Source organism: Streptomyces sp. NPDC111802 (genome assembly GCF_055634335.1).
The window spans coordinates 1-12,150 of the sequence record NZ_JBVKCZ010000091.1 but is presented as its reverse complement, the minus strand read 5'-3'; the positions used below and the strand labels follow the sequence as shown (position 1 = coordinate 12,150).

Here is a 12,150-nt window from a genome sequence, read left to right as displayed (position 1 = left end):
GGACGGGCGCGGGGATCCAGCGGAGCTGGCTGCGCTCGTTGCCCAGGCTTCCCGTCCACTGGTGTGGGAGGGAGGGTTCCTGGATGAGCCACTAGGCGCGTTTGACGCCGAGTTCTTCGGGATAAGCAGGCGGGAGGCCGTAACTATCGATCCGCAGCAGCGACTGCTCCTTGAACTTGCCTGGGAGGCCAGCGAACATGCCGGCCTGCCACCCGGGGCACTGGCAGGTGTGGATGCAGGGGTATTTACGGGTCTATGCAATTCCGATCACAGTGCGTACGTGCACTGGCTGCCGTCAGGAGGCGGGCCGTATGCCGTGACCGGCAACATGTACGCCTCCTCTGCCGGGCGGATCTCGCATGCCTTGGGACTGCGTGGTCCGAGCATGGCAGTGGACACGGCCTGCTCGTCCGGCCTGGCCACGGTACACCTGGCGTGCCGGAGTCTACGTGAAGGTGAGTGTTCGCTTGCGTTCGTCGGAGCGGTGAATCTCCTTCTGAGTCCCAGGACGACTGCCGCCTACAACGAGCTGGGCGTCTTGTCACCAACGGGACGGTGCCGCCCCTTCGACGACGGCGCCGACGGGTACGTACGGGCCGAAGGCGGCGTCGTCCTCGTCCTCAAGCGACTTGCCGACGCCATCCTCGACGGTGACCGGGCACTTGCGGTGGTGCGGGGTACTGCGACAAACCATGACGGCACCACATCCCGCTTTACCATGCCGTCCGGCATAGCACAGCAGGAGGTGTGTCGGACGGCACTGACGGTCGCCGGGGTGCGCGCCGAGGACGTGGCGATGGTGGAGGCACACGGCCCCGGCACACCGACCGGTGACCGTATCGAGTTCGCCTCGCTGTCGGCAGTCTATGGGCGTGGGGGTCCGTGTGCGCTGGGTTCGGTCAAAGCCAATGTAGGGCACACCGAGTCGGCCGCTGGCTTGGCGGGGCTGCTGAAGGCGGTTCTCGCAGTGCGTCACGGGGCGATTCCTCCCACCCCGCACTTCCGTTCGTGGCAGTCAGGCATCAACCCAGCCGACAGTGGTCTGTACGTGCCCGTAGAGGCGGTGTCCTGGCCACAGGGGCCACGCCTGGCCGGGGTCTGCTCGTATGGGGTGGCGGGTACGAACACGCACGCCATAGTAGGCCAGGCGCCTGACGCCGACCGCCCCCACGTAGCGGTGCCAGAGACCGAACGGCCTCGGGTATTCGTTCTGTCGGCCGCCAGCGCACCAGCCCTGGAGACGGCAGCCGGACGTCTTGATCAGTGGCTGGAGTCGGCGGGACGCGAGCAGTCCCTCAACGACGTTGCCCACACACTGGCGCTGCGCCGCTCGCATTCCGCGGAGCGCCTGGCAGTGGTGGCTCGCTCCCGGGAGGAACTCTCGACGCGGTTGGAGGGCTGGTTAAGCGGGCACGCCGATCCACTAGTGACGGGGGACTGGGCCCGCGAGGACAGCCTTGGGCCAGTGTGGGTATTCAGCGGCCACGGCTCGCAGTGGCCTGGCATGGCGCGCGAACTCCTCGACGACGTACCGGAGTTCGCGGCCATGGTGGCCCAAGCTGATCCGCTCGTGGTCGCCGAGTCAGGGTTCTCGCCGTATCAAGTGCTACGGAATGGCATCGAAGTCAGCCAGTTCGACCTCGTGCAGCCCATGATCTTCACCGTGCAGGTGGGACTGGCTGCAGCCTTGCAGGCGCGCGGAATGGGCCCGTCGGCGGTGGTCGGCCACTCGATGGGTGAAGTGGCCGCGGCGGTAGTGTCAGGAGCGCTGAGCCTCGAGGACGGCGTGAAGGTGATATGCCGACGCTCCCGGCTGTGCGTACCGCAGGCACGAGCCGGAACGGGGATAATGGTCGCCGTCCAGTTACCCCCCGACCAGGTGGCACGGGACATTGCCGAGGCACAAGCGGAAGCCGACGTCGCGGTGCTGGCCGCCCCGAGCTCTACGGTGATTGGTGGCGCCGTCCGCGATGTGGAGCGGCTGGTGGAGTACTGGACAAGCCGGGGAACCGCCACCCGGCGGGTAGCCGTCGACTTCCCTTCTCACTGCCGCCTGGCCCAGCCACTGCTGGCAGACATGGAGCAAGCCCTGGACGACCTTGCACCGCGCACCCCCCAGATCCCCTTCTACACGACTGTGCTGGATGACCCACATGACCAGCCCCGCTTCGACGGACGGTACTGGGCGGCCAACGTCGGGCGCCCAGTGCGAGCCTCAGCTGCCACGGAGGCGCTGACCAGGGACGGCTTCAGGGTCTTTGTGGAAATATCGCCCAACCCTGTCGCGGTACGCCCACTGCTGTGGACGCTGGAGGCGCTTGGAATCCACGATGCGGCGGTGCTGCCGACACTCCGCGCCGAGCATCACGCCACCGATCAACTCTGGGCCACGGCTGCCCGATTGCACTGCACAGGACAGCCCGTCCAGTGGCAGCAGTGGCTGGCTGACGGCCACCTGGTAGAGCCACCAACCACCAGCTGGGAGCGACACAACCTGCTGATCGACCTGGGCGCCGTGCGCGCAGGTGCCGGCGGTCGCAACGATGCCCAAGCCACGCAGACGTCCCAGGCGCACGGAGAGTCATCCGCCCTGCCCCAGGGTTTGCCAGTCAGGGACGGCAAGCGCCAGACAGCAGAGGAACTGGTCACCGCGCAGTTGCGCGAACTGCTGCAGTTGAGGAACCGTCGCATTCACCCTTCCGCCGCCTTCGCCGACCTAGGGTTGGACTCCCTTCACGCGGCGGCCTACCGCGACCGGCTACAGCAGTCGACCGGGGTGTCGATTCCGCTCACCGCGATCTGGCAACACCCGACCATCGCGAGGCTCAGCAGTTACTTGCACGCCAGACTGAGCTCCGCCGCACAGTCCGATGACGAATCCGGAAGGTCCGAGTGAGCGAACAGACACACACTATCGCGCTGCCCGCCGGGGTCTTCCGCTTCCGCACCTGGGGCGACGCAGGGCCTGCAGCAGTGCTGCTACACGGCAACGCCGCGACCTGCGCAAGCTGGAACCGGGTGGGCCCCCAACTCGCCAAAAATATGCGTGTATACGCCCTCGACCTGCGCGGCCACGGGGGCAGCATCCGACCGCCCGCTGGTGCATACGGGCTCTCCGCAGCAGCGGCCGACGTGGCTGACTTCATCGCCGCCCTCCAACTGCACCGTCCGCTGCTCATCGGTCACTCCTGGGGAGCAGCAGTTTCCCTGGTACTCGCTGCCCAGCAGGGCGCGAACGTCTCCGGGCTTCTCCTGGAAGACCCGCCACCACAGGTATCCGCCGATCCGTTGCGCGACCACATCCGTGACCTGGTCCGCGCCAGCGCACTGCCCCCTGAGGCCTTGCTGGAAACGGTGGCGGCAGTCCACCCCGGCTGGCACCCCACCGATGTGCGCACCCTCGCCACCGACCTGTCTCAAGCAGAGCCCACAGTCATCCATGCCCTGGCCACCGACGGTGCGTCCACCGGCCCGCTGCTGCCACTCTTCCGCCACGTAGCTGTGCCCACCCGGCTGCTGCGCGCGGACCCCCGCCACGGAGGCTTACTGGAGCCTGCAGACTTCCTCCGCGCGTGCAATCTTCTGCCGCCCGGCAGCACAGCCCGGGACCTCCCGGGCGTACCCCACGAGATCCACCGTTCCGCCTTCGAACGGTTCATCCAGGAGGTCAGCGACTTCACCGCCGCACTGCCACGCCAATCTGCCCGTACCCGCCCGTAGACGCTCCCTGCCCGCAGGTCTCATCCAGCAGAGCCATGCTCGACGTTGTGATGGACCTACGCAACGCGAAACCAGTCGCATCAAAGGAGTCAAGGCCGCCAGGCCGACCAGGTGTCGTCCAAACCACCGCCCCCAGTGTGTGCATTCGCGACAAAGCTGCAACACCGCCATATCAGTTGGCCAGGTACGGACAACAGAGCATCGCCATGATCCACCACATCCCGCGCCTCCCATCGGCCGTTAGACGAGTCATGTCAGCCGACGCGAAGAGATGAATGACGGCTACTAGAAGACCGTGGACCCGAAGGCAACCGTTCCTTCCGTGTCCTCCACACCAACTAAGTCCTCGACCTGTTCGGCCATGCGGACCGCCTCGGCAAGCGCCCGTTCCCACTTACGCGGACCTTGCTCGGTCAAACCATGGTGACCCCACGCGCTGGCCCCGCATGACTGATAGACCCCAACCATCCCCGCCTAGGAGGCCACGATGGCCCGCATCCCCTACCCCGCACAGTCGGACACTGGCCTAGGCCGGTTACCCGCGCCGCTCAACGCCTTCCGCATGCTCTCCCACAGCCCAGCCCTGACCGGGCCCACCATCGACCTAGCCCTGGCCATCCTCGGCGGCACTGCGCTTCCACCCAAGCTCCGAGAGATGCTCATCATGACTGTCGCAGCCCGCACCCAGTGCCGCTACGAGGCCATTCAGCACACGCCGATAGCGCTGAATGCTGGTGTGACCCCTGACCAACTCGCCACTATCGCAGCGGTGAGCCCCTGCGACCCTCGTCATTTCACGCCTGAGGAATCAGCAGTTCTCAACGCTGCGGCAGACCTAATCACTTCCCACACCCTTTCACCCGCCGCTCTCGCGGCCCTGCAGCAGGCCTACACTGACCAGCAAATCGTCGAAATCACCATTACCGTCGGCTACTACACCATGCTTGCTGGGCTGATGAACGGGCTCGCGGTGGACTTCGACCCAGCTGGCGAACGATTCATCGCAATCGCCAACAGACCTATCTAAAAGCCAGAATCGCCCACCGCCAGGTACTGGGCGTATCAATTGAAGGGCCGTGTCCCTCCTGCCTCGAGAACCAGTCGACAGGCAGAACATCGATCATTAATCACCAGACAGCCGCCCCTCTACAGGTGGGCATGTGCGCGCCGCAGCCAGCGGGAGCCCGCAGCTCGACGGCCGGCAGAGGGAGCGTCAACCAAGTCATTTCTTGGTGTGATCTCGCGGGATGCTGGCCCTGTGGCGAGTGAGCTTGCCGAGCGGTTGGTGCCGGACGGTCTGTGGGAGCTGTTCCAGCGGGTGCTCGGACGCCAGCCCGTCCGCAGGGTGGCGGCCGTCGTCGGTCTCATGGCGATCGGGAGGTCTTGGCCCCGATTGTGTTCGTTGCCACGTCAGGCTGTGCATGGCGCCAACTGCCGCCCTGCGGAGATCATGAACATCCGCGTCGCATCCTCGGCGCTGGCGCCGTGCCGTTGGTTCGCGCCGGCCGGGGCCGCTTCTTCGCTGTGGCGGGGGCCTGTTCGAGAATGAGGTGGGCGTTGGTGCCAGACACACTGTAAGAGCACACCGCCACCAGGCGTGGCCTGTCCGCCACCGGCCACGCAGTGACGTCGGCAGGAACGAACAGCCGCGACGGCAGCGGAATTGTAGGTGCTCCCTTCCCGGAAGTTCACGTTGGGCGGAGCTGCCCGCACCGGAGCGCCTGGACGGCCTTGGGCATGCTGCCCAGACCCGAGACCGGCGCGGAGTGACCGATGATGGTCTTGACCGATCGCAACGCGCGGGTCGGCGCCCCGTCCGTAGACGGCATTGACCGAGGTGAATACGTAACGCCAGGCTGTCGCCGTTCCGATGGCGAAGCCGGCCGCGAGCTGTTCGAAGGTGTCGCGCTTGCGCAGGTAGACCACTTTGCACCCGGGCCCGCTCGTGGGGCGCAGCTTGCACGTACGGTCACCGTCACACGCGACGATCACCATCGTCACCAGCTTGAGGACCCCACCGGCCCGATAGGTGTTCGCCGCTCGGGCGGCGGGCGTGTTCACGGACCTACTCGTACTCGTTGCCCGGGTGCCAACCGGCCTCTGGTTCACCGAGGTTGGGCAGGCCGTCGGGCTTTGCCTCGGCCGGCTTCGTCTGGTCTTGGTTGTCAGGTGCGGCCTGGGCCGGTTGTATCTCGTCCGCTATGGCGTAGCCAAGAGGCCCGTCTTTGCCCGGGTAGCCCTCGCAGTTGGGGTCGGCGGTGGTGATGTGGTCGCCGTTGCCGGGGTGGTAGCAGCGGTAGAGGGGGACGGAGCCGGCAACTTGCGTGGTGTAGATGTGGCCGAGGACGCCGTCCTTGTGGGGATACCCCTCACAGTTGGGGTCGCGCGTGTCGATGTGGTCGGCGTTGCCCGGGTTGTAGCAGCGGTAAAGGGGGACGGTGTCCGAAGCCTGCTGGGCCGGGATGCTGCCAAGGGGCCGGTCTTTGGTGGGGTAGCCCTCGCAGTTGGGGTCGGCGGTGGTGATGTGGTGGCCGTTGCCGGGGTGGTAGCAGCGGTAGAGAGCGGTGTGTGTGACCGCGGTCGCCGTGACCGTGACGGGTACTGACGGAGCGCTTGTGTTCCCGCTGCCGTCGCGGGCGGTGAGCCGGTAGGTGTAGGTGGAATTGGGGGCGACGTCGGTGTCGGTGAAGGTCAGCTGCGGGCGGTCCCAGAAGACCGAGGAGCCGGTGACCGTATGGATTGGTTTCTCGGAGTCGTTGCGGTAGACACGGTACGTCAGGTCGCTATCGTCGAGGTCGAGGCTGGACTGCCAGCGCACGTCGACCTGGCCCGGAGTGGTGCTGGAGGCTCCGGCCTGTGGCACTGACGGGGCGCCGGTGTCCGGACGGTTGGCGAAGCGGGTCAGCCCCTGCTGCCGCTTGTTGTTGACCGTGGTGAAGTCTCCGCCGACCCACACGTAGTCGGTGCCTTTCGAGGAGGCGGTCGTGATCACGCGCGGCCCGATCATCTCGCCCAGGCCTTCGTTGGTATCGGGGAACCAGCCCAGAAGCTTGGGGTCGGTGACCGACTGGGCCAACAGGTGCTGACGCTCATGCAGTTCCGTAAATGCCAGGCCGGTGCAGTCATGAGCGTGCGAGCCGGAATACAGCACGGCTTTGTAGACATGGACTGCCTGGGTGGCGCCCAGGCAGGGGTCGCGCCAGCGCTCGTTGAAGTCGGAGAGGTTGAAGGCCATCCGGCCCTCCACGGGATTGCCCTCTTGAGCCGTGTAGAAGCCGGTGGCGTCGGTGTCGATGTCCTTGACCACGGTAGGCGCGGGAAGGAAACCCACGGGATACGCCTTGGCGAGCGCACCGTCCCGGCTGTTGACGACGGCGAGGGCGTGCGAGTCGGCGCCGTTGAGGAGGAAGAAGTCCCCGCCGAGGATGACGTTGTTGCGGTCCGGAGTCACCTCGATGGCCCGGCCGGGCCGGTCGGCATTCGCCGTCCAGGGACGCACCTGGCCGGAGGCGCGCGTGACGGAGGCGAACGAGCGGCGGGCCTGGCCGCCGACGGTGGTGAAGTCTCCGCCGAGGTAGACGTCGTCGTCCGTGACGGCCAAGGCCCGCACTGTAGCGTTCACCAACGGTCGGAAAACAGTCCTGGTCGTGCAGGTGGCGATGTCGATGGCGGCCGCGTTGCTGACCTTGACACCGTTGACGGTCCCGAACCTGCCGCCCGCGTACAGCGTCTTGTGGTCCGGGGACACCGCCAGCGCCCGCACCGTGGCCAGACCGTCCCCGACCGTGAACGACAACTCGCAGGACGTGGGCCTACCCGTGGCCGCGTCCAGGGCCGCAAAGTTCACCACAGGGCGCTCCTCAGTACCGGCCGGTGCGCCCGGCGGCCTGATGGCGGAGAACGTACCGCCGGTGAACACGACCCCGCCGGTCTGCGCCATCGCCCACACGACGCCGTTGGTCTGCCACGTCGGCAGCTCATCCGCCGTCATCGCAACCGGATCGGTCAGCGCGGCAGCCGAAGGCGCCGATACTCCGACCAACGACACAGCCGCCAACGACAACGAGGCAGCAAAAGCCACTAACCTATGCAAACCCATGAAATCTCCCAAACCGCAGCCATGTCTCACAGCCGCACGCTATCTCCGCCGCGCCCACACTTCTTGAGCCGAGACTGACAAATAGGTGCTGCCCAGGTCCTCGTTCCCGGGGACTGGCGTGGGCGGCGCCGGTGGAGATGCCGAATCCGGCAGCGAACTGGGCGAGGGTGCCGTGCCTGCGCAGGTACATGCGGCCGACCAGCGCATTCTGGTGCGCTGGGAACCCACTCGACCAGGGGGTGGGGCAGGTCTAGCGCGGCAGGACGCAGAACCAACGCGGCAGCGATGATGCCGTGGTGCTTCTCCGACCGGGCTTGACCCCCAACGCGGCGGACACCCAACGGGGTTGTCGTTCAGGAGGACTTGTCAAGTTGCCGGTGGGGTAGGCGAGTTGAGGCATGCCGTGGCGCTGGCTGCGCCTGGTCAGACGGCCGCTGTGGCAGACGGTGACACCAGGTGATCGTGTCGCCAGACGGTGTGACGTTGCGTCATTTCGGGACGATAGTCGGAGGCGGGCGTGAAGTGGCGGTGGGGCGGAAGCGGGGTGAGATCCGGGCGAAGGAGGCGAGCAATCTCTGGGCTGTGCCGACGCTACGCAAGCCCTTCATGCCCCTCCCATGATCACATGTGGCGATATGAGAGTTCCATTCGGGCATTGAGGCATTTTGAGCTGCGATGCTCCACCGAGGGCATGACCTGGCGGTGTGTTGCCATTTATCACCCGGCTTGCGCCGGCATCGGTGCAGCCCGGCGGCGTACTCGCGCAGAGGATGCCTTTGGACATGAGGGTTGTTGCACCTGCGGCGCCCCTGTGACCGTCGGGGCTGACCTGCCGAAACGTTGGGCCCTTGCTGGCGGGGCGCGGAGGGGTGCCGGAGGGGTCCACGGAGGGGGGTCCGCTCAGGATCGCCGGCGGTGCTCGTCCCAGGGTGCTCCTCGAGGTGAGGCGGGCCCATGCACCTACTATTACTGATCTTTAAGGCCGCTCTCGACGATCTGTCAGGGCGGGCATAGGAGCGGTATGGGGACTTCGAATGGCACGCGTTGGAGGCCGGCTGAGCGGGAAGCGCGGCGGATGCAGGATGCCGATCTGCTCGAACGGGGGTGTGAGGCAGGTGCGGGTGGCCTGGTTGTTGGGGGTCCCGGCAGGCGGCCGGGCAGTGGCATGCGGCGTGGCGGGAGGCCGGTCGTGAGGCGCTGGTGGCGTGGCCGAACGGGTCCCGCTCGTATCTGACGCCGCAGCAGGAGCAGGAGTTGCTGCGCGAGCTGCGGCTGGGAGCGTCGACACACGGCCGGGAGGGCCAGGGCTGGACGCTGTCGCGCATCGCACGTGTGATCGAGGAGAAGTTTGGGGTGCGCTTCACTGTGCCGGGCGTGTACTTCCTCATGGACGCTCTGGGCTGGTCGCGGCAGATCCCGAAGACGCAGGCGGTTCAACGCGGCGAGGAGGCGATCGCCGCATGGCTCACGGAGACGTGGCCGGCGGTGTCCCATCCGGGCAAGCGTCCGCGAGCGGCGCTGGATCGTCTTCGACGACGAGGCTGGGGCAGCGCTTGCCGGGGTGATGCGTCGCACCTGGGGCGGCAGGGCGTCACCCCGGTGATCAAACTGAACGCGGCACCGCGGGAGCCGGGAGAACGTGGTGTCGTTCGTCGCCTACCGCCCCGCTTCGAGCCGCGACAGCTCGTGTGGCACAAGAGCGGCAAGGAGTACACCAAGGAGCACTTCTCGTTCCTGCTGACCATGCTGCACGCCCGACTCGGCGACCCCCTCACGCTCACGCGGGACAACTGCTCCTGTCACACCGTCGCCGAGGTGCGCGAGGGGAGCCAAGGGCAGGAGCGCTGGCTGCGGATCGTCCAGCTGCCGCCGTACGCCCCCAGAGCTGAACCCGATGGAGCTCCGGTGGAAGATCGTCAACGATCTCCTCGCGAACCGTGCATTCCGTTCGATTCGTGAGCTGGCGGAGGCCGCCGAAGCAGCGCTCAGCAAGATCAAGAAGGCGCCGCATCTCCTGCGTGGAGTTTTGTACATCGCGTTCCGCGGCGCGCGACCCTGGTGAGGCGGCCCGGGCTCTGGCGGCGAGAGGCTCGAGGATTCTGGGCGTCGGGGGAATGGTGCAGAGCAGGGCCAAGGTGATGGCTCTGTCTGTGAATGATCAGTCGCGGTCGGATTAGTGGGATGCCGACCGCCCGCTTCTGCGGGAGCTTGCACGGAGGATCCGCCTGCTCATGAGTGTGATCGCGGCCCAGGTAATCAGCGCTTCGGAGCGTTACATGAGCCGTTCGTAGAGTTGGGACACCTGGGGGCAGCAGGCCTGCGCGGGAACACCGCCCGGCATCCCCGCGCTGTCTCTGGATAACGGCGTCATGGCGAAAGCATCACCACGAACCGCTGCTTCCCACGTCATCACCAGCGAAAGTATCTACCGGAGGCGGTACTTCCGCAGTGACCGGTGCCTCCACCGGCGAAGGCTGATGCACTTGCTGTTCTGCCGGAGCCAGCTGCGCTTGAGGCAACTCCGCTTCCGGCTGCGTCGGCTGCTCCATAGGCGCAGTCTCAACCTGAGCAGGAGCCTCGGCCGGAGTCACCAGTGCCTCCACCGGCCGCTCCATAGGCACAGCAGAAGCTGAGACAGGAGCAGCCGGAGCAGGGGCAGAAACAGGAGCCCGGGTCGCAGCCGGCGGCGCTGCAGGAGCAGGAACCGAGGCTTGTGGAGAGCGGGCAACTGGTTCTGCTGCCCATTGCCGAGCCGTGCCAGGCCGAACGGGCCTTGGCTCGTGAGGGCTGACATGGACGAGGTAGCCGGTGCCGCATTACCACCGCCGGCTCTGCCGCCCTGGCTACCACCGTTGCCGGACCGCTGGTTGTCGGCGCCCACCGGCGGGCTGGCAGCCCGCGGGGCGTCCGTCTGCCCATGAACAGACGCCGGAGCGTGGGACTGCGGCTGACCTACTGACGGAGGCTCTTACCGGCAAAGCGACCATCCCCTGGCGCGACCCGACACCCCTGGAACAAGAGATCATCTGGGTGTGCGCCGCGGGAATGGTGCTTCACGCTGTGGCCAGCCAGCCTTCGAGGACGGCCTCTCGCTGAAGTGACCGTAAGATTTTGGAAGGCCGCTCCTGTTTCCACCAGTCGGTCATGACCGCGGGTGAGATGCTGCCCTGGACGAATTGCGCGAGCAGTGCGCGCGACAGCCCGACCTCTCGTGGAGAGTACGCTGTCCCGGCTCCTGAAACGACCGGTATCTCGACGGCACCCTCCACCGTGCCGACTTGTATGGTCATCTCTTTCGGTGTGCTGTTCCACCAGCCGCCCAATAGGCCCACGATGGCCGCCGCCGCCACGGCGGTCACGCGTACCGTCCACCGTTCGGTTGCCGAGCGGACCGGCACGTCGACCACCTTCAGATCCGACACATCGGACCAGGTCCATGCCCGCCGCTCGGGCTCCAGGGTCCGCAGCCCGGCAGGCGACAGCACTAAGCCCGACGCCGGGGTGAAGGACGGTATGCCCAAGTATGCCTCATCTGCTTCGACCCAGAACAGGCCGATCATGCAGCCTTGCCGCTGGGAAGCACTGGAAGTGGATAACGACTTCACGTTGGACTCCATTGCTGTGGGGCCTTCACCCCGGAGAGCGGAGACCGTTCGTATTGCTATGGGGTGAATATCACGATAGTCCTCTGCAGCTCGTACTGGCACTTGCGGGCGACAGAGCTAGGCCTCCCGTTCACTGAGTGGCGACGCCGGATTTTGTAACGGGTCGGCCGGCCGAAGAATCAGTGTCGATGGCGTCGCCCTAGTCCAACCGGTTGAGGGGGCACTGTCCGTTGTGGGGGTGGCTGGTGTTGAGGGTTGCCCGGGTGTGATTCTGCCGTTCGCCGGCCGCTGTCAGACGGTCGTGGGGCAGCCGGTGACCTGCCTCCGGGTACGGAAGCGTTCGGCCATCGCGGCTCGGTACTCGTTTGCGGCAAGTTGGTAACGGCCGGGGTCTGAAGGGGGGAGATGCTGGGCTATGAGGACCGCTGGGGCCTTGTCCACCTGCTGAAGGGCTCCGGCTCGGGAATCACGACGACGGGCTCCAAGTCGTACTCCGTGACGTCGTTGAAGCTGTCGTATGTGCGACTGGGCGGGCCGTTCGCGCGCTGAGCCCACTGGCCGCTGAGCCTGCGGCGACCGCTGAGGAGTCATCCACAAGGTCGTTCGACTGTCGGGTAGCAGGGGACCACCGCCTAGTGATCTGGTTGTGAGTTGGTTCGGCACCACGTGGGTTGCTTTCCGTACCACTTCACGGGTTCGCATACCTGGTGCCGATTGGCTGCGGTC

General features: G+C 66.4%; 8 protein-coding genes and 2 pseudogenes. 6 read left to right on the top strand and 4 right to left on the bottom strand.

From position 1 onward, the window contains the following. The first annotated feature begins 61 nt into the window (after positions 1-61). The 4 genes and pseudogenes from ACZ7NC_RS42770 to ACZ7NC_RS42755 form a co-directional block, all read left to right on the top strand. The gene (locus tag ACZ7NC_RS42770) at positions 62-2,896 is read left to right on the top strand and encodes a type I polyketide synthase (RefSeq protein ID WP_471497290.1); all 2,835 of its coding nucleotides are present in this window, start codon (positions 62-64) and stop codon (positions 2,894-2,896) included. Then, positions 2,893-3,720 carry an alpha/beta fold hydrolase gene (locus tag ACZ7NC_RS42765; RefSeq protein WP_471497288.1) on the top strand — a complete coding sequence of 276 codons (828 nt, stop codon included), beginning with the start codon at positions 2,893-2,895 and terminating at the stop codon, positions 3,718-3,720. The genes ACZ7NC_RS42770 and ACZ7NC_RS42765 overlap by 4 nt, the downstream gene beginning before the upstream one ends. A gap of 487 nt (positions 3,721-4,207) precedes the next feature. Beyond that, positions 4,208-4,747, top strand: a complete 540-nt coding sequence (locus ACZ7NC_RS42760; protein ID WP_471497286.1) for a carboxymuconolactone decarboxylase family protein — start codon at positions 4,208-4,210, stop codon at positions 4,745-4,747. 231 nt (positions 4,748-4,978) lie between these two features. After that, a pseudogene (locus ACZ7NC_RS42755) lies at positions 4,979-5,160 on the top strand (transposase); the annotation flags it as partial. On the opposite strand, the gene ACZ7NC_RS42750 reads toward ACZ7NC_RS42755, so the two are convergent. The 3 genes and pseudogenes from ACZ7NC_RS42750 to ACZ7NC_RS42740 form a co-directional block, all read right to left on the bottom strand. Beyond that, positions 5,131-5,715, bottom strand: coding sequence for a transposase family protein (locus tag ACZ7NC_RS42750; protein ID WP_471497292.1), 585 nt, complete (start codon positions 5,713-5,715; stop codon positions 5,131-5,133). The pseudogene ACZ7NC_RS42755 and the gene ACZ7NC_RS42750 overlap by 30 nt on opposite strands. Before the next feature lie 70 nt (positions 5,716-5,785). Next, a complete protein-coding gene (locus tag ACZ7NC_RS42745; protein ID WP_471497284.1) occupies positions 5,786-7,819 on the bottom strand; it encodes a hypothetical protein in 2,034 nt (677 codons plus the stop codon). A 115-nt stretch (positions 7,820-7,934) separates the two neighbouring features. Further along, a pseudogene (locus tag ACZ7NC_RS42740) lies at positions 7,935-8,094 on the bottom strand (helix-turn-helix domain-containing protein); the annotation flags it as partial. 979 nt (positions 8,095-9,073) lie between these two features. Here ACZ7NC_RS42740 and ACZ7NC_RS42735 point away from each other — a divergent pair. After that, complete coding sequence (locus tag ACZ7NC_RS42735) at positions 9,074-9,778, top strand: winged helix-turn-helix domain-containing protein (RefSeq protein WP_471497282.1); 705 nt, start codon at positions 9,074-9,076, stop codon at positions 9,776-9,778. Positions 9,779-10,872: 1,094 nt separating this feature from the next. Here ACZ7NC_RS42735 and ACZ7NC_RS42730 read toward each other — a convergent pair. Next, entirely contained in the window at positions 10,873-11,424 is a 552-nt protein-coding gene (locus ACZ7NC_RS42730) for a hypothetical protein (protein ID WP_471497279.1), read from the bottom strand. A gap of 405 nt (positions 11,425-11,829) precedes the next feature. On the opposite strand from ACZ7NC_RS42730, the gene ACZ7NC_RS42725 reads away from it, so the two are divergent. Beyond that, the gene (locus tag ACZ7NC_RS42725) at positions 11,830-11,973 is read left to right on the top strand and encodes a hypothetical protein (protein WP_471497277.1); all 144 of its coding nucleotides are present in this window, start codon (positions 11,830-11,832) and stop codon (positions 11,971-11,973) included. Positions 11,974-12,150: the final 177 nt, after the last annotated feature.